General features: G+C 38.8%; 19 protein-coding genes. 4 read left to right on the forward strand and 15 right to left on the reverse strand.

Translation table 11 applies throughout. From position 1 onward, the window contains the following. Positions 1-47: 47 nt before the first annotated feature. The 5 genes from BS1321_RS09070 to BS1321_RS09090 form a co-directional block, all read right to left on the reverse strand. Entirely contained in the window at positions 48-401 is a 354-nt protein-coding gene (locus BS1321_RS09070) for a YxeA family protein (RefSeq protein ID WP_063234773.1), read from the reverse strand. Between the two features lie 5 nt (positions 402-406). Then, the gene (locus BS1321_RS09075; protein ID WP_063234772.1) at positions 407-2326 is read right to left on the reverse strand and encodes an ABC transporter permease; all 1920 of its coding nucleotides are present in this window, start codon (positions 2324-2326) and stop codon (positions 407-409) included. Further along, positions 2313-3080 carry an ABC transporter ATP-binding protein gene (locus BS1321_RS09080; RefSeq protein WP_063234771.1) on the reverse strand — a complete coding sequence of 256 codons (768 nt, stop codon included), beginning with the start codon at positions 3078-3080 and terminating at the stop codon, positions 2313-2315. The genes BS1321_RS09075 and BS1321_RS09080 overlap by 14 nt, the downstream gene beginning before the upstream one ends. A gap of 180 nt (positions 3081-3260) precedes the next feature. After that, positions 3261-3551, reverse strand: coding sequence for a DUF3817 domain-containing protein (locus tag BS1321_RS09085; protein WP_063234770.1), 291 nt, complete (start codon positions 3549-3551; stop codon positions 3261-3263). Between the two features lie 216 nt (positions 3552-3767). After that, positions 3768-4832 carry a C45 family autoproteolytic acyltransferase/hydrolase gene (locus BS1321_RS09090; RefSeq protein ID WP_063234769.1) on the reverse strand — a complete coding sequence of 355 codons (1065 nt, stop codon included), beginning with the start codon at positions 4830-4832 and terminating at the stop codon, positions 3768-3770. A 512-nt stretch (positions 4833-5344) separates the two neighbouring features. On the opposite strand from BS1321_RS09090, the gene BS1321_RS09095 reads away from it, so the two are divergent. Next, complete coding sequence (locus tag BS1321_RS09095) at positions 5345-6736, forward strand: hypothetical protein (protein WP_063234768.1); 1392 nt, start codon at positions 5345-5347, stop codon at positions 6734-6736. Between the two features lie 276 nt (positions 6737-7012). Here the strand turns inward: BS1321_RS09095 and BS1321_RS09100 are convergent, their stop codons facing one another. The 3 genes from BS1321_RS09100 to BS1321_RS09110 are packed head-to-tail and all read right to left on the reverse strand — an operon-like array spanning position 7013 to position 8936. Further along, positions 7013-7798 (reverse strand): ABC transporter permease, encoded by a 786-nt coding sequence (locus BS1321_RS09100; RefSeq protein ID WP_063234767.1) that lies wholly within the window; start codon positions 7796-7798, stop codon positions 7013-7015. Further along, the gene (locus BS1321_RS09105; RefSeq protein WP_063234766.1) at positions 7795-8700 is read right to left on the reverse strand and encodes an ABC transporter ATP-binding protein; all 906 of its coding nucleotides are present in this window, start codon (positions 8698-8700) and stop codon (positions 7795-7797) included. Before BS1321_RS09105 ends, BS1321_RS09100 begins: the two co-directional genes overlap by 4 nt. Beyond that, positions 8697-8936 (reverse strand): PLD nuclease N-terminal domain-containing protein, encoded by a 240-nt coding sequence (locus BS1321_RS09110; protein ID WP_063234765.1) that lies wholly within the window; start codon positions 8934-8936, stop codon positions 8697-8699. Before BS1321_RS09110 ends, BS1321_RS09105 begins: the two co-directional genes overlap by 4 nt. Positions 8937-9320: 384 nt before the next feature. On the opposite strand from BS1321_RS09110, the gene BS1321_RS09115 reads away from it, so the two are divergent. Then, entirely contained in the window at positions 9321-9866 is a 546-nt protein-coding gene (locus BS1321_RS09115) for a helix-turn-helix domain-containing protein (protein ID WP_063234764.1), read from the forward strand. 184 nt (positions 9867-10050) lie between these two features. Here the strand turns inward: BS1321_RS09115 and BS1321_RS09120 are convergent, their stop codons facing one another. Further along, positions 10051-10611, reverse strand: coding sequence for a thioredoxin family protein (locus BS1321_RS09120; RefSeq protein ID WP_063234763.1), 561 nt, complete (start codon positions 10609-10611; stop codon positions 10051-10053). A 216-nt stretch (positions 10612-10827) separates the two neighbouring features. Here BS1321_RS09120 and BS1321_RS09125 point away from each other — a divergent pair, with 216 nt between their 5' ends. Both BS1321_RS09125 and BS1321_RS09130 read left to right on the forward strand, forming a co-directional pair. Next, a complete protein-coding gene (locus BS1321_RS09125) occupies positions 10828-11679 on the forward strand; it encodes a GRP family sugar transporter (protein ID WP_063234762.1) in 852 nt (283 codons plus the stop codon). An 18-nt stretch (positions 11680-11697) separates the two neighbouring features. Beyond that, entirely contained in the window at positions 11698-12483 is a 786-nt protein-coding gene (locus BS1321_RS09130) for a glucose-1-dehydrogenase (RefSeq protein WP_063234761.1), read from the forward strand. 156 nt (positions 12484-12639) lie between these two features. Here the strand turns inward: BS1321_RS09130 and BS1321_RS09135 are convergent, their stop codons facing one another. The 6 genes from BS1321_RS09135 to BS1321_RS09160 all read right to left on the reverse strand — a co-directional run bounded on the left by BS1321_RS09135 (position 12640) and on the right by BS1321_RS09160 (position 18539). Next, the gene (locus BS1321_RS09135; protein WP_063234760.1) at positions 12640-13992 is read right to left on the reverse strand and encodes an LLM class flavin-dependent oxidoreductase; all 1353 of its coding nucleotides are present in this window, start codon (positions 13990-13992) and stop codon (positions 12640-12642) included. A 16-nt stretch (positions 13993-14008) separates the two neighbouring features. Then, positions 14009-14860 carry a MetQ/NlpA family ABC transporter substrate-binding protein gene (locus BS1321_RS09140; RefSeq protein WP_081113016.1) on the reverse strand — a complete coding sequence of 284 codons (852 nt, stop codon included), beginning with the start codon at positions 14858-14860 and terminating at the stop codon, positions 14009-14011. Positions 14861-14895: 35 nt separating this feature from the next. Continuing rightward, a complete protein-coding gene (locus BS1321_RS09145) occupies positions 14896-15546 on the reverse strand; it encodes a methionine ABC transporter permease (RefSeq protein ID WP_063234758.1) in 651 nt (216 codons plus the stop codon). Continuing rightward, complete coding sequence (locus BS1321_RS09150) at positions 15488-16567, reverse strand: methionine ABC transporter ATP-binding protein (protein ID WP_063234757.1); 1080 nt, start codon at positions 16565-16567, stop codon at positions 15488-15490. The genes BS1321_RS09145 and BS1321_RS09150 overlap by 59 nt, the downstream gene beginning before the upstream one ends. Before the next feature lie 45 nt (positions 16568-16612). Next, a complete protein-coding gene (locus BS1321_RS09155) occupies positions 16613-17446 on the reverse strand; it encodes a MetQ/NlpA family ABC transporter substrate-binding protein (RefSeq protein WP_063234756.1) in 834 nt (277 codons plus the stop codon). Positions 17447-17534: 88 nt separating this feature from the next. Then, on the reverse strand, positions 17535-18539 hold the full coding sequence (locus BS1321_RS09160) for an LLM class flavin-dependent oxidoreductase (RefSeq protein ID WP_063234755.1): 1005 nt from the start codon (positions 18537-18539) through the stop codon (positions 17535-17537). Positions 18540-18707: the final 168 nt, after the last annotated feature.

Consider the following 18707-nt stretch of genomic DNA (forward strand, 5'->3'; position numbering starts at 1 on the left):
ACAGAGAAAGGGCTGTCCATAACTTACAGACAACCCTTCTTTCCTATTTATTTTGTTTGTGCCTTTTTTGGAATATCCTCAAATTTCACTTCATCATATGACGAAACTTCATCACCATTTTTCACGTACATCTTTAAGTAAGCATCTTTTCGAAGATTTTTTTGTGCCGTGAATTCAAGCGGTATCGTTTCACCATCTGCATTTTTGGCATCCAGTTTATAAGAATAATAAGTCATCACTGAACCATCATCCAGTTTGGTTTCATGTTGTACCCCATCCTCAGTAATTTGCAAATAATAATTATCGGCATTCATGCGGTTAAAGTCTATTTTAGTAAGCGCGAAGACTCCTGCCGCTCCCAGTATAAACAAAATGCCAACTACCATAAGAAATTTCTTCATCTCGATCATCCTTCTGTTTTATTATTTTGTGTGATAATACGATTATAGGAAGCTACCGTTAAGATATAATACAGACCGTAAATAACCGTATAAGCGATCATCCAGATCAACACAGGTTTTGCAAGATTCATCATCAATAAGCCCGAGAAGGCTTTTAAAGCAACCGCACTGTGTAATAACCCCACTGCCAGTGGAACGAAAAAGATTACAAACACTTGTGATGCAATGGATTTCCGCATTTCTTTTGCGTTAACGCCCATTTTATGAAGCATATTGTATTGTGATTTATCTTCCTCTGCTTCCGTTAGAACTTTAAAGTAAATGATACTGCCTGTTGCCGCTAAAAAAACCAGACCAAGAAAACTTCCGATAAATAGCAATGAGCCTACACTTTCGATGCTTGTTTGGAAATCTTGAGGGGCACTAGAAAATAGCGCTTCTTCAGGTACTTGTTTTGCAATTTTTCCAGATAAATCCGTGGAAGCATGATCAACACCGATGACACGATATTTTAGCTCTTCCCCTTCTTTTTGCAATGATTTAAATTGATCATTCGATACGACCACTGCAATGCCTGCTGTTCCGGCATTTAATACTGTTTGTGTTTTAAAGCTTTGGAATGTGATTGCCGTGTTGTTTTCTGTCCTGATGGTCTTGTCCTTGTATTCAGGTGAGAATCTTTTGTCATATCCAATATCTAAAATGACTGCTTTGCCATTATTCACATGCAGTGCTTCCTTGCCTTGCACTTCTGCTAATTCGTTATATGTTCTTTCATCGATAACCGTGTAAATTCTTTTATCCGAGCTATCGAATGCAGATCCCTTATTAAATTCTTTCGTATTAAATGTGACAGATAGTGCTTCGACATTTTCATCATACTTTGTATCTGGCAATACAGCGCTGACTTGATGATCGCTATTTGCATCCGTTTGCTGATACATGAAGGTATTCGGATCAACGGTCATAACTTGGTCATTCGCGTTGTAATAAAGACCATAAACCGAACCGCCAGCTGTTACCGTTGTAGCACTTAACACCGCAATTACGGTCAATGTACGTGCATTACCCCGAATGCGATATAGCAGTTGCGAGATCGTCATCAGATGCAGACCTTTCCATAGCCATTTTTCATTTTTCTTAATCACCGCTAACACAAAGCCTGTCACGCTATGAAACAATAAAAACGTACCGGCAATAACAGTTGTCAAAATAATGAGTGCCGTCATTAAAAAGCCGACTTTTTCCCACACTTTAGAAGTAAAAAGATCTTGCATCGCCAACCAATAACCCATGACAATCAGGAAAATTCCCAGAAAGGCTACAATCATTGATGGCTTCGGAGCAACCTCCCCCTTTTTCGATGCATGGAAGAGATCAATTAATTTAAATTGATAAATCAAACGATAGCCCTGGAATGATGTCACCAAGAAAATAATAAGAAATACGAGAGAGGTGTTCAAAGCTGCAGATCCCGAAAATGTAAATGGTGCTATGACATCATAGCCCATTAAATAGATCAAAATCGTCATGAACCCTTTTGAACAAAGAAATCCAAGTAAAATCCCCACAACTAATGAAACCAAACCTAGCAATAGGTTTTCAAAGAAGAGCATCAAACCAATCTGACGATTACGTACGCCAAGCAATGCATATAATGCCACTTCTTTTTTACGTTTTTTCATAAAAAATGAATTGGAATAGGCAATAAAAATGGCAACGAAGAAAATCAGGATGACTGCCGCACCACTCATTAATGAATCTAATTTCTGTGATGAAGCCGTATGTTCTGCAACTGTATCGCTATATTTTAATGTTACAAATGTGAAGTAGATGATAATGCTAAATACCATGGATGCGATATATAAAAAATATTGGGAGAAGTTTCGAGCAATATTTTTTCTCGCTAGACTAAATAACGTCATCTACCTCACCTCCAATTGTTGCAAGGACATCCATAATTTCTTGGAAGAAAGCTTTACGTGATTGACCACGACGATATATTTCTGTTGAAAGCGTACCATCCTTGATGAAAATGATCCGCCGGCAGAAGCTTGCGGCATATGCATCATGTGTCACCAACATGATGGTGGAATTATTATTTTCATTTAGTTCACTTAAACTTTCCAGCAAACCAGTTGCTGATTTAGAATCAAGTGCACCTGTTGGCTCATCAGCCAGGATCAATGCAGGCTCTGTCACAAGCGCTCTGGCTGCAGCTGTTCTTTGCTTTTGCCCTCCGGAGATTTGGTATGGATATTTAGCTAATAAATCTTCAATCCCAAATGCTTTAGCAATACGATTCACCAAGGTAGTAATTTCGTTTGCTGGAATTTTCGCAATCGCCAGTGGTAATAATATATTTTCCTTCACAGTCAATGAGTCTAGCAAATTGTAATCCTGGAAGATGAAACCAAGATTATCACGTCTGAAATCCGTTAAGTCAGCTCCTTTCATATCGTGAATGCTCGTATCATTCATATAAATTTCCCCTTCAGTCGGCGAGTCAATGGTTGCTAACATATTGAGCAACGTCGATTTCCCCGCTCCAGAAGGTCCCATGATCCCTACAAACTCTCCTTCATGAATGTCAAAAGATATATTTTCCAACGCTGTGTAGGCAGCGCTTGATTTACCATATGTTTTTTTTATATTTTCCACTTTTAATAATGGTTCCATTTGTTTCACCTCTTCAGTATTGTTGATTCTTATACTTTACATGCTCATTCTTACAGCATCTTTGTGCCAACCTTACAGCAAGCTTAAATCCATAAAAAAAACGCCTTCCATTTAAATAGAAAGACGTTTTTATTATGGATTTTTCAAAAGTAAAAGTATCAGGGCATGGTTCTTTATCATTTAACCTTGCTTCAATAGCCTGCGATCGATTACAAAATTTCCAAATGGGATGAATGAAACGATGAAAATCATCGCCATTTTTAAAAAGGACCATTTTGATACGATGCTCACATAAAGTAATAAAAGCCCAAACACGACAAATAAGAAACCATGGATGCTGCCTAAAATGAGTGTTGCTTCCCCAATATCCAATATGTACTTAATGGGCATACCAATGGCAAGCAATAGAACATACGAGATTCCCTCAATTATTGTAATAAACCGAAACCAACCAATAGCTGTCGAAAACATTCGCTCATCCCCTTATTCATTGTACAAGAACGACACACAAACAGACTTCCAGCTTCTTGTCCCCAATCCAAAATATGTTACTCTATCATATTATATTACTGGAAGATCCACTAATAAATAGTACCAGGATTCTTTTGCCTAAAATTAGAACAGCAAAAGCCCAATCCAAGGATTGGGCCTGCTAACAACGTAAGGTTCAAATTTACTTAAAGACGTTCAATTCCGAAACCAATTCGCTCCCTCATCCATATGCACAAATGGAATATCCGTATCAATTACACCTTTGATTCGTTCTAACTCAACATCTTCCCCTTCGAGCCATTTCGCAAAATCTATTGAAGTCGGCTCCTGGTTCCCTCCCAATGCAATCCAAGCTTTCATCTCCTGAGGTAAATAAGCGGATGTATGAATCGTTCCCGCCCAGCTGCTATATAAATCCGAGAAGACCCCTTGGTTGGTATCATTAAACAACCTATAAGCATCGTAGGCTGATGAAAGTTTCCCTTCATGATCTTGTATAATCTCCAATCGGCGTTTCGAATCGATAAGATGGTTACGGTTTTCATTTTTCATGATTTCAAAGTGATTGGTACAGGCATTTGACGTGCGCACCTCTACATTTCTCGGAGAGGTCTCCACAATATAGGTACTTCCGCTTTTATCATAGACGACGTAAGTGAAAGAATGACGATGCGGGATTTCCTTCAACATCGCGACCGCTTCCTGAACGTTCGCACAAGATTCAATAATCAGTCTGCCAATCATGCAACAAATGAAACCATCACCAGGGTTCTTGCGATTCATGAAGTTATATCCTATCACCAACCCTTTTTCGTTCATTCCATCCATCCGGCCAGTCCCTCGCTGACTCGGGCCGATGCTTGAATACCCTTGATCGGTTGGCTGGAATAAGACATAGCGTCCTTCATAAGTCTTTGGGTGGTAATCATAATTGCGAATGAGATAATCATCGCCTGTCATGATGGAGCATCCCGACCGAACATAATCCAATCGGTATCCACCGAATTCTTGCAGCACGCGGTCCATTGGCCATTTCAGCGCTTCTTGCAACCCCAGTAATTCTTCCCAAACTCCAGGTGCGAATTGTGTAATTGCTGTCTTGACCTCTTCTTCTTCAACCGTAAACCGAGGCTGCCTAATCTTCCACTGATCTTCACGATTTTTTACCGTTAGTGAATCTTTTAATTCCTCCCCTTGCATGTATCCAAACTCATAATGTGTACCCCGAAATTGTATGACATCACTATATATTTGCTTCACCGCTTATCCCTCATTTACAGTAGTTGCTATTCAAGTTAAGAATACTTGAAGTAATGTTGAAAATAAAGAAGATAAGCCTTTTAATTTATGAAGCAATTCACTTGGGCCTGTTCTGCTCCCCGTTGTTTTACGGGTCCTAACTGGCTTGGGGAATATTTTTAATGAAGAGGCATCTCTGGCTTTTAAAGTAGACTAAACTAAACTAAATTGAACATATCTTATTTATATTTAACTTTTATATAAGGAGCACCTACACCATATGCAGTATTTGAATAAAAAGTATTTATAATCTTTCCAGTAGGATTTTTCACTTCGTGTTTAAATCTCTTGAAAGTAATATCTGACCATACACCTAATCTACTATATTTTTTTGAATTAGCTGGGATTGTGATCTCGTTATTTACCTCATTAGTGAAAATAAAGAAGATAAGCCTTTTAATTTATGAAACAACTCACCACCCCGTACCTCCCTCATAATCTGTAACTAGGCACATTTATGAGGGGGACGGATCATGGAGATGGAATTAACGGCACTCCATTGGATTTATGTTGTATTTATTGCATTGATAATCGGGTTTATGGTAAAACGTCGTGATACTACCCTCATCTGTATAATTGGTATTTTCCTTTTGGCTTTAGTGGCTACAGGCAGTTTAGCATCCTCCATAAGCGGGATATTCAACAGCTTCATTTTCGCAATCACGGAATTAATGTCCACGATTTTAATCATTTCAATCATCGTTGCCATGAGCACGGTTTTAACGAAGTCCGGCATTAATGATGTCATGATTGCACCGTTTGCGAAATTCATTAAGAATCCTACACTTGCCTTTTGGGTAATTGGAATCGTCATGATGATCATATCCTGGTTTTTCTGGCCATCACCTGCCGTTGCCTTACTTGGGGCTGTTCTGCTCCCCGTTGCCTTACGGGCTGGTTTACCTGCCCTTGGCGTGGCAATGGCGATGAACCTTTTTGGTCACGGAATAGCATTATCAGGGGATTTCATAATTCAGGCTGCCCCTAAACTAACGGGTGATGCGGCTTCCATACCAGTCGGTGATGTCATCGCTGCAAGCATCCCCCTTGTCATTACAATGGGGGTCGTCACCACACTCTCCGCCTTTATCCTTTTAAAGCGGGATATGAAGCTTGGAAGAATCAAGGCGGCGGATAATGAGGGAATCGTCCAAGATCAAACAATCAGTGAAGATCTGCTTACACTGACACAAAAGAAGTTTTTTGCCATTTTCATTCCGATCGCCTTTCTGTTGGATGTTGTGGCATTGTCGATTTTGAAGTTGCAAGGCGGAGATGCAACAGCATTGGTTGGCGGTACAGCCGTTTTCATTTTGCTGATTTTATCTCTTGTCGCACATAAACAACAAGGCCTTGAAAAATCAACGGCCTATTTGATTCAAGGTTTTCAATTTGGCTTCAAAGTATTCGGACCCGTCATTCCAATCGCTGCATTCTTCTATTTAGGTGATTCTGGATTCAATCAGATCATCGGTGACTACTTACCAAAAACGTCACTCGGCATCGTCAATGACCTTGGTGCCGCCTTAGCGGCCTCCGTTCCTTTAACGAAAGAAATAGCTGCCGTCACATTAACCGGCATCGGTGCCATCACGGGCTTGGATGGATCAGGCTTCTCAGGCATTTCTTTAGCGGGATCTGTCGCCAAACTTTTTGGCACGGCAATCGGAAGCGGAACCGCCACCTTGACTGCACTCGGGCAAATAACAGCGATTTGGGTTGGTGGAGGTACCCTTATTCCATGGGCATTGATACCAGCCGCTGCTATATGTAACGTCAGTCCCTTTGAACTCGCCCGCCGGAATCTGCTTCCGGTAACCATTGGTTTAGCAGTCACTACGATAGTCGCGATGTTTCTCATTTAAGTGATCTGCATCGATGTTTATAGACTCTAAAGCACGGAACGGCCTCTCAATTTCCATTCCAATATTTAAAAAGGACTGAGTAAAAAATCAGTCCTTTTTCATTTCAGATAAAAATCGGGTGTCATGCTAATCCGGCAATGCAATCGTCGATATAACTGTAGATTTCGTCGATATATTCCTATTTTCGGAGATATAACTGTAGATTTCGTCGATATATTTTTATTTTCGGAGATATAACTGTAGACTTCGTCGATATATTTTTCCTTCATACCCAACTTACTCGTTATTGAATTTCTTTTTTGAAATCCATAAGTTCGTAACCGATATAGTTACTGCCGTCAACGCAAGTGCAGCTAATGCACCCCAAATCGCCTGTGAATTGACTGTGCCTAAAATTAGTACTTCCATGGCATATTTACTCATGCTTGCCGGATTCACATTGTCAATTACAGGACTTAATCCAATGATTCTACAGCCGAGGAGAAATACTATAGAAATTAATGCAATAATACCCTGACTATTAAAAATGGTACTGATCATCGTCGTGAATGAAACGATAAATAGAATCCACAGCAGATAGAACAGCAAAGCCAATATTAAATCCGCAAAATCAACACTCGTAAACAAAAAAACTACATACAGATATGAAACCAAATATCCCAATGCTACACTGCAAGCAACAAACAGATAATTGGAAATGATTTTCCCGCTTATATAAGATCCAACCGTCACGGGCCTTGTAAGAATGAAGGCCAGCATACCATTTGCTTTATCGGATTGTACGACTCCCATCATGGAAACGATGATGATCATGACCCCTAGCTGATCAAATTGAGACCCTAAGGTACTAGCAAGAACTTCGCCGCCTTTTTGGGCAGCCATGCTTGGATCAATGGTGATCCCTTGGCCCCCGCCCAGTGCCTCTAATATTGAAGGTAAATAATAGCTTACAACTGGTTGAGTTATTCCTAATAATATAAATACAAGCGGCAGCCAAATCACTTTAAATTCACGTACCATCTGAATAAATTCCTTTTTAGCTAAAACAGAAAAATTATTCACTTTTCCACCACCAATTTTAAGAATATCTCTTCCAATGTATCGTTATCTATTTCGAACCTTACAAGATCAACATTATGCTCCAAAGCATTCGCCAGTAACATATTCTTGTTTGACTCAATGTTTTCCACTTCTATCTTCAATTTATTTCCCATTACCTCTACACCTTTGACAAAGTTCAAGCTTTTAACATTTTCAATCCATTTTTGACTTTTAGAGGTTATGTCGACATTGATTTTATTTCCGCTATTCCTATTTAATAATTCCGACATTGTTGTGTCCTCAATTTTTTTACCACTTTTTATAATGACAAACCTCTCACATATTTCTTCTGCATCGCTTAATATATGCGTCGATAATAAAATTGTCGTATCTTTCTTTATCTCTTTTATGATATTCAACACTTCTCTCCGGCCGATTGGATCTAATGCCGAAACCGGTTCATCCATAACAATCAATGCTGGTTTATGTAACAGCGCCTGTGCAATTCCAAGCCTTTGTTTCATTCCGCCTGAAAAAGTCCGCACCTTGGAATTCTCTTCCCCGCTCAACCCCACTTTCGACAATATCTCTGGAATGCCGCTTAATAATTCTTCCTTCTTGATACCCGAGAGCTGCCCCATGAAAGTAAGGGTTTCTTTGGCAGTCATCCATTGAAAGAAGTTAGGGTATTGTGGTAAGTAGCCTATTTCCTTTTTCATTTTTGAAATTTTCTTACCATCAAGCAATACTTCTCCCATACTTGGATCTATAATATCTGCAATCACTTTTATTAGTGTCGACTTACCAGCCCCATTTGGCCCTATCAATCCAACACATTCCCCTGATTGCAGTTCCATTGAAAAATTATTGACCGCTGTTTTTTCTTTGAATTTTTTTGTAACATTTTTAATCTCTAATTTCATATTCTCTCACTGTGCTTTCTACCAATAACGAAGTAAAGAATTGGACCGATAGTATTTGCAAAAATAATGATGAGTGTCCACACTAAAACATTTTTCCTCGTCTTTCGATTTCTGTATAAATCAATTAATGCTATAAGCACTAAAATCAATCCAATAGCAATCACCGGTAAAATAACCAGCAGAATAGACATGAAATCAATATCTTTCAATTCGTTCCATCCATAATGCAATTCCATATATATCACTCCTTTGAAAACGAAATATTATTATCATTATCGATAATGATAGCATGTGAATTGGAATTTTTCACCTATTATTTCTTTAATAAAATATTGTTTTAGTTTTTATCGTTATTTATAATGATAATATTATCATAATGAATAATAATAAAAATATAGCGATATTTATTAATTTTTCACAATTGATATTATTTGAAAAAGGCTTATTATTTACTTCGAAAAAATATTTCGGTAATATTATTTTTCGAACCTTGTCATTTTTATTTAAATGAGAATGATTCAAATATTACAATATATGACGAATTAAACTTATAATTCATGGTCAACATTAAAATTGATTAAAAATTATTCAGTTATAATTTTCAATATGAGGAGAATAAGATGATTAATAAAGCCGAAATTTTAATACACCCTGTAAGAATAAAGATTTCCCAAGCTTTAATGAGAAACAGGGAAAATGGTTTAACACCATTAGAAATGTTAAAAATCATTAAAGATGTACCCCAAGCAACATTATATAGACATATACAGGTTTTGTTGGATTCAGGGGTCATTCGCATTGTAAAAGAGAAAAAAGTGAGATCCGTTTCCGAAAAATACTATGTTTTAAATGAAGAAGAAGCACGACTTAGCGGAGAAGAATGGAAAAAATCTTCTAATGAGAAAAAGGTGAACTATTTTTCTTATTATCAATTATCCCTTATGACTCAATATCAAAACTATCTTACTAAATTAGAAGAAAGAGACTGCGCGGAAGATGGTTCAACCTTTTCCCTTATAGAGCTAAAGCTTGATGATGAAAGCTTTATTAACTTCCAAAATGAATTGAACGATTTAATGTTGAAATACTACAAAGCTACGAATCAAAGTGCTAAACAAGACTCTCCTATTCGAACAATCGGCGTTACAATTATTCCAGAATCTTAAAAATGAAAAGGCTGTTCCAAAACCATGGACTCAAGAACAGTGAATTCTATAGAAGGAATCGTATCTATATATTCAACCAATCAGGTTGCAGTCTCCGTTTTGAAACAGCCATAATTATGGAAGAAACTCTAAAATGGGCTTACCACCCTTTTTTTGGACAGGTCAAAAGGTGCCATACCCGCTGTCAGCAGCTCCCCAATGCTTCCTTGATGCTACTGTATACTTCGTCCCACAGGTGTTTTTCTTCAGCAAAAGCCGCAGTTATCTTTTTAATAACTGCTTTTTGCTCTGCCTCGAAACGTTCATCATCCTTGGCCGGCAGGTCAGACCTCAACTCCATTACGTACTCTTGTACCTTTGGTGCACGAGGTCCCCAAACAGCTTTTTCTTCACCATTCTTATCAATGAATATAAAAATGGGGATCGAACGCGCTGTTCCATTCGTTAAGTATTGATCTATCAGTTCAAGATTTTGATCTCGTAAAACCATGCGAGTTTCAATATTTGCCGCTTCAGATATATTCAACAATATAGGAATATTCATCATCGCGTCTCCGCACCAGTCTTCAGTAATGACAATGGCTCGAATTTCCTTCGTCTTTAATTCATCAAAGAACCCTTTGTCCTCTACAGAAATGGAAAAAACCTCCTGAATTGATTGTAAGTTTTCTTTATGAACTTTCATCGAAGATACAAATTCTTTAGCAGGAATCCCCTTTTCAAACCATTCATTCAGTGTCGTCATACTATTTCTCCTAACTATTTTTAAATTAAAAGTACCATAAACCACTTATTATTTCATTGTTTCCATCCTGAAAAATAAAATGACAAATTGGTAAATTAAAACCATGTTTTTCTTTCCCGTGTAAAGGGAAAACTATAAATACATTCAATAGCTTACTAACTACCTATTTTTTATTTTCATTAATACATTGTTTTTTAGTTTAGGAGATGAAATTTTGTGGAAGGTTTTCTCTTTGCACTACTCCCTGCATTGACATGGGGCAGCTTAGTGCTTGTTTCCGAAAAACTCGGAGGCAACTCTTATAATCAAACGCTGGGCATCACATTCGGTTCATTACTGTTCGCCATCATGATGTCTTTCATCAATCCGCCGGAATGGAACAGTCTAGTGTGGATTGTCGGCAGCATTTCCGGGATAGGCTGGGCATTCGGGCAGTTATTTCAATTCAATAGCGTCAAGGAAATCGGGGTATCGAAAACAGTCCCCATCTCAACAGGATTGCAAATTCTAGGAAATACATTTTTTGCGGTTATCATTTTCAGGGAATGGAATGACAAGATGACAATCATCATCGGCATTGTTGCAATAATCTGTTTGATTACAGGTGTCTTGCTGACGAGCTACGGCGATGGTGATAACAAAAAAGCAGGAAGCTTAAAAAAAGGGGTTTTTTACCTTGCCATTTCAACGGTGGGTTATGTTACATATGTCATTGTTGTCAGATGGAATGAAGTTGACGGATGGTCGGCGATCCTGCCGCAAGCAATCGGCATGTTCCTGGCTGCACTGCTCCTTTCCATCAAACATAAACCGTTTAATAAGTATGCTAGGCGTAATATTCTAACCGGATTGATGTGGGCAGTCGGTAATATCGGTCTCCTGCTCGCTAATCCAAAAGTGGGCGTTGCCATTGCATTCTCATTTTCCCAAATGGGAATCGTCATTTCCACTTTAGGAGGCATCTTTCTTTTAGGAGAGAAAAAATCCAAAAAGCAAATGGCCTTCGTCATCATCGGGTGTGTACTCGTAATTGCTGGCGGAGTCATGATAGGCTTCACAAAAGAATAGTCAAAGGAGCGATGAATGATGTATGAAGATTTAGAGAAAAAAGTGGTAGTCATTACTGGGGCGGCAAAAGGGTTAGGAAAAGCCATAGCCGAAAGGTTCGGTAAAGAAAAAGCACATGTCGTATTAAATTATCACACTGAAAATGGTGACCATGAGGAAATCATCAAAACGATTGAAACAGCAGGCGGGAAAGCCGCAGCTATTCAAGGCGACGTTTCAAAGGAAGCTGATGTGAAGAAATTGCTTTCATTCGCTGCGGACACCTTTGGTACAATCGACATCATGATCAACAATGCTGGTATTGAAAATGAAGTGCCCAGCGAAAAATTGGCTCTGGAAGATTGGCAGAAAGTCATCGATGTAAATCTAACGGGGATGTTCCTGACAAGCAGGGAAGCAATCAGTTACATGCTCGATCATGGTATCAAGGGCAATATCATTAACATGTCATCCGTTCATGACCGGATACCTTGGCCTCATTTTGTCCACTATGCAGCAAGTAAGGGCGGAGTGAAGATGATGACTGAAACACTTGCACTTGAATATGCTCCTAAAGGGATTCGCATTAATAATATTTCACCTGGGGCAATCGACACACCCATCAATGCCGAAAAATTCAATGACCCAAAAGCCAAACAAGAAGTCATCGACCTGATACCAATGGGATACATCGGAAAACCGGAACAAATTGCCGCTTGTGCCGCTTGGCTAGCGTCCGCAGAATCTAGCTACGTAACGGGAATGACCTTATATGCTGATGGCGGAATGACCAAATATCCAGGATTCCAAGCAGGAAAAGGCTGAACTTAACTTAGCTTATTAGCAAGAAACATTTATGTATATGGAGTAGGAGAAAAGAATTTGAGGGACTGGGGATTTCTCCTTAGTCTCTCTTTTCTTTGTCCTCACCATATATATGACCTTATTTGAATAGATTCTAATGAAAATGCGAGATATTCCTTATTCCAAATAATTTGCTATTTCTTCATTGGCAAAGCGATTTTTTGGATTCTTTAATCCAAGGTGATTACGGAGAGTGTCTCCTTCATAGTCCAAACGGAACAAACCCCTCTCTTGTAAAATTGGAACAACCTTCTCGACGAAATCCTCTAAGTCGCCTGGTAACAGTGGAAATTGAAGCATAAAGCCATCTGCAGCTTTTTCAGTAAACCATACCTCCATTTCATCAGCTACTTGAGTTGGTGTACCGACAAATCTATCTCGTCTGGCAGGACTGAAAAATCTCGCATATAATTCACCCACTTTTATGTCTTCTTCACCAATAATTTTCTTCATTTCATTAAAGTTACTTTGTATGCTATTTACTGATGGAAATTCAACATCCTTCGCTGGTGTATCTAAAGAATATTTTGAAAAATCTACGTTGCCCATATAACCAGAAACGAATTTCAAACTCTCATAAGGGTCGACGAGACTTTGGAGTTTATTGTATTTTTGAATGGCTATTTCCTCGGTTTCTCCGATAATAGGGGAAATGCCGTGAAGGATGTGGAGCTCTTCCACACCTCTTCCAAAATCCATTAAAGACGATTTTAATTCTTGATAATATCGTTTGGATTCTTCAATGTTATCCCAATGTGTGAAAACGACTTCGGCTGTTCGAGCGGCTAATCGCTGCCCTGGTATTGACGCACCCGCTTGAATGATAACGGGCTGCCCCTGCGCCGAACGTGCAATATTCAACGGACCTTTTACCGAAAAATAGTTGCCTTTATACCGAAGCTCATGCACTTTATCAGGATTAAAAAATTGTCCCGTTTCTTTGTTATGCACAAACGCATCATCTTCCCACGAATCCCATAACCCTTGGACAACGTCGAGGAACTCCTCCGCTCGTTCATAACGATGATCGTGTGCCCAATGTTTATCACGACTGAAATTCAAGGCCGTCTCTCCGGTCGCATCAGCTGTAGTAACAACATTCCATCCCACCCGTCCGCCGCTTATATGATCAACAGAAGCAAATTGGCGAGCGAGTACATATGGTTCACTGTACGTTGTAGAAGCTGTCGCCCCAATGCCGATTTTTTCTGTCGCTGCAGCTAATGCTGTAATTAGTACAATCGGATCAAATCGATTAAGTATTTGAGGATGCGATTCATGATTAATGGCCAAGCTATCTGCCACAAAGGCAAGGTCAAATTTCCCTTTTTCCGCAATTTTTGAGAGTCTTTGCAAAGCTTTCACATCAATACTTGCATTCGGATTTGATGCCGGATGCCGCCACGACGCAACATGCATACCTGTTCCAATCAGATAAGCAGCTAACTTCATCTTTCTGTCTTGAGCCATTCTAATCTCTCCTTCCTTATTTATTAGAATATATCTCTTTATAACTGCTCAATTCTTTCAAGGAAATGAATGTTGGAATATAGTTTCCATTGTAAGTTTCTTCAATAAATTTAGCCGTTTTCTCTGATTGATAGAGATCAACTAATTTTCGGTAAATTTCATTGTCTTGATCTTTACTCCTAGCCGCTATGATATTAATATAAGGCTTTGCAGTACTACTTTCATAAATAAGAGCATCTTTTAAATTTAGTCCCGCTTCTACCGCAACTCCATTATTAATCACCGAACCAGCTGTATCTTCCATCACACGTGGGGCACTGGCACCATCGACAGGAACAATTTTGATTTTCTTCGGATTTTCCTTTATTTTGTCCTGTCCACCATTCCCGTCAAAGTCTTCCACAACCTTTAAGAGTTTTGCTTCTTGTAATAACAATAAAGCTCTTCCCCAGTTAGCTTGGTCATTGGGCACAGCAATTTGTGCACCATTTGGGATCTCTTCCACCGATTTATATTTGCTTGAATACAAACCGAGAGGAGCAATAATTGTAGTCCCAATTGGAACGATGTCTGTATTATTATTCGCATTAAATGAATCTAAATAGGCAACATGTTGAAAGGCGTTGATATCAATATCCCCTTCTGCCAGCGCTTCGTTCGGATCATAAGCCGATGAGAAATTAACAATTTCAATTTCCACCCCTTCTTTTTCAGCCTGTTCCTTTAAAAATTCCCATGTTCGAAGTTCAGAATTTCTAATCCCTACCTTCACTTTCGTTTGTTTCCCTCCTGCATTCGTTGAATCACTTGAACAACCTGCCAATAACACCCCCAAGATAAGCAGTATAGGTAAAATACATTTTTTCATCATTCATTCCACTCTCCCTCTGTATACTACCGCAACTACACTCTTCTAATTTTCCGTTCGAAAATATTTCCTAAACTTTGTACTCCCTGAACAACAATTACTAGAATTACAACGGTGACGAATATCGTAATAGTGCTAAAGCGTTGATAGCCATATGTTATCGCTACATCTCCAAGTCCACCGCCACCTATAGCTCCTGCCATTGCTGTAGCGCCCACTAAACCAATTGTTGCAGTTGTTATACTTAGAATTAATGACGCAAAAGCTTCAGGCATTAAAAACCTGAAAATAATTTGTAACGGCGTTGCTCCCATGGCTTTCGCGGCTTCAATAATGCCTTCATCCACTTCCAATAGTGAATTCTCCACAAGTCTTGAGATATATGGGCCAATATGAAGCACTAGTGGCACAATTGCTGCTGTCGTACCAATCGACGTACCAACAATTAGTCTTGTAAATGGAATAATCGCCACAAGCAAGATAATAAACGGAATCGACCGGAAAATGTTTACAATCGGATTCACTATAGAAAAAATAAATCTATTTTCATAAATATGACCTTTTCTTGTTACAACCAATAAAATGCCTAAGAATATTCCAATGATGCTTCCAAAAAAAAGTGAAATACTAACCATGTACAGCGTTTCCCACAAGGCGTTTAAAATGAGCTCTTGGCTTACTTCCATCCTTCGTCACCTCCTTCACTTTGACATTTTGATTCTTTATAAACTGTAATGCCCGATCAATTTCATCTTCATTACCTATTATTTCAACAATTAAATTACCAAATGGGATGCCTTGTAACTCAGTAATATTGCCGAACAGAACGTTTATTTCCACATTAAACCTCTTCGCTGTTTTTGAAACGATAGGCTGCCCAGAGCTCGATCCCAAAAAATCAATTTTAAAAATCCGGCTGAAATAGGCATCCTCATTGAGCAATCCATAAACACTTGATGGCACTTCATCGCGAACAACCGATCGAATGAAGTTACGAGTTGTTTCTGTTCGCGGACGGGCAAAAATATCGATCACATTTCCTGATTCAATCACGCTCCCATCCTCCATCACTGCAACCCGATTACAAATTTCTTTAATCACTTCCATTTCGTGCGTGATAATTAGAATGGTAATTTTATATTCTTCATTTATCCGTTTCAGCAGATTCAGGATTGATTTTGTTGTTTGTGGATCCAATGCTGATGTTGCTTCATCACATAATAAAATCGAAGGGTTTGTGGCCAAAGCACGGGCAATCCCGACACGCTGCTTTTGTCCACCTGAAAGCTGATTTGGATAGTTCATTGCTTTGTCTTCTAGACCAACAAAGCGGAGAATCTCATTAACTCGTTCTTCAATCTCATTTTTCTTTTTTTTACTTAACAATAATGGCATCGCCACATTATCAAAGACTGTTTTGGAATTAAGTAAATTAAAATGCTGAAAAATCATGCCAATATTTTTCTTAGCTTCACGCAAATCTTTTTCAGACATCTTGGCAAGATTTTTTCCTTCTACAATCACTTCACCTGAAGTAGGATATTCCAGTAGATTCACAGTTCGGATGAGTGTACTTTTTCCGGCTCCACTAAAACCGATAACCCCGAATATATCCCCTTTTTCAACGGTTATATTAATCTCCTTTAACGCTTCAATTTTCTTCTCCCCGTCATCAAAAACTTTTGAAACCCGACGAAATTCTATCAAAGTGGCCACCTCCTCTTTTTAATCAGCTTGGTATAGAAGCCACCCTTAAAACGCGGGCACGACGGCTCCTTCATATTGATCTAAAATAAATTCTTTGACCTTTTCCGTCGTTAATGCATTCGCAAGCTTTTGGATCGCTTTATCGTCCTTATTGTCTGGACGAGCAACTAAAATGTTAACATATGGTGAATCTTTCCCTTCAATTATCAGTGCATCATCGAGAGGTTTTAACCCTCCTTCTAAAGCATAGTTTGTGTTAATGGCCGATGCTTCCACATCATCTAGCGAGTGAACTAAAAGAGGGGAATCGACTGGAATGAATTCTATTTTTTTAGCATTTTTTGTAATGTCCTCAATCGTATAATCACCTGACTTGGAAGCTTCCAACTCAATGATATTATTTGCCGCAAAAAGCTGTAACGATCGCGAAAAGTTTACTGGATCTTTCGGTACGGCTACTTTCGCTCCGTCTGACAATTCACCTATAGACTTAATTTTTTTGGAATAGACACCAAATGGTTCAATATGTACACCCTTCACATTAACCAAATTCAGACCACTATCTTTATTTACTTGCTCTAAGTAAGGGGTATGTTGAAAGAAGTTTGCATCCAATTCTTTGTCTGCTGTTTGTTGATTCGTTTGAATACCATCCGTAGAAATCACTACATCCAGTTTCACGCCTTGTTTTTCTAAATCCGGTGCAATAAACTCTAAAATTTCTGCATGTGGTATTGAGGCTGCACTAATTTTCAAAGTCACTTCCTCATCCTTGTCTCCTTTACTCTCCGATGATGTTTGCTCATTACTTCCACAAGCACCCAATATCAGCAATACTACTGTTAAAACCGTTACGGACAGCCATTTAATTTTCTTCAATGTTTCTCGCTCCTTTTTTTATCCTTTTATATTGGAATAACAAATATTTATCAGCTGCTTCATGCCCTCTGGATCTTTTCTTTTCCTTCTATATGATAGTCTCTTCCCCTAAGAGAAGCGGACTCAACAACTGAAAGGATTGGATCCGTTCTGCTTCTCTTCGAAGCGGTGTATGCAAAATAAATTCATCCACTTGAAAAACTTTCTGAAGTTCCTTTAAAATCCCGTTAACATATCCTGGAGTCCCAGCAATAACACTTGCGGTCTGCTCTTCTATTTCGTAAGCTTCACCAGCCTGCTTCTCAAATGACTCAGCCTGCTCACGTGATTGAACTGTCAGCGTCCGTCCACTTTGTAGATGAACTTTAAACAGTTTGTGTTCGCTTGCCAGCTCCTCTGCTTTTTGCTGGGTAGGAGCTGCCACAACCGCTACTGATACGATAAAGCGACCTTCTGGGTACTTGCTTCGGTAAGCAGAAGACGCTTCATACAGCATGGTATCATCACTATTAATAAATCTGGCGAATACAAAATCCATTCCGAGGTTAGCGGCTAGTTGAGCGCTGTCTGAACTTGCACCTAGCAGAAAGGTTTCTGGCTTTTCAGGAGGTATCGGTGTTGCTTGAATACCAGAGAGCAAGTGATCATCATCGATTGAATTTTCAATTATCTTTTGCAATAAGGATGCACGTTCCCCAAAATCTTTTCCATCATTCACAGTTCCAAATTGTAACGCCTTTGTTGATAAAGGAAATCCACCTGGTGCTTTACCAATGCCAAGATCTACCCTGCCCGGGGCAAGAGTGGATAAAACATGAAAATTTTCAGCGACTTTATAAGGACTGTAATGCTGAAGCATGACACCTCCCGAACCTACACGAATGGATGTGGTTATCGATAATAAATAAGAAATTAATACTTCTGGTGAAGATCCAGCAACTTGTTCCATATGATGATGTTCCGATACCCAAAAACGGCTATATCCCCATTCTTCAGCTTTTTGAGCTAGGTTTACGGTTTGCTTAAGTGCATCAACTGCCGAATTCCCAGGAAAAATGGGGCTTTGATCTAATATTCCAAGCTTAAAACTCATATGACTTTCTCTCCAATCATTAATACCGAGTTAACAAATCGAATTAGTTGTTTTAATGTAATTGAAATTCATCCTAACATTGTAAACAAGCACTTGACAACACCTTATTTGATAGAAAAATTTATTTAATTGATAAAAAAATTCTATCAATTGCTTATGAATTTGGAA

This window comes from Peribacillus simplex NBRC 15720 = DSM 1321, from assembly GCF_002243645.1.
GTDB classification, from domain to species: Bacteria; Bacillota; Bacilli; order Bacillales; family DSM-1321; genus Peribacillus; species Peribacillus simplex.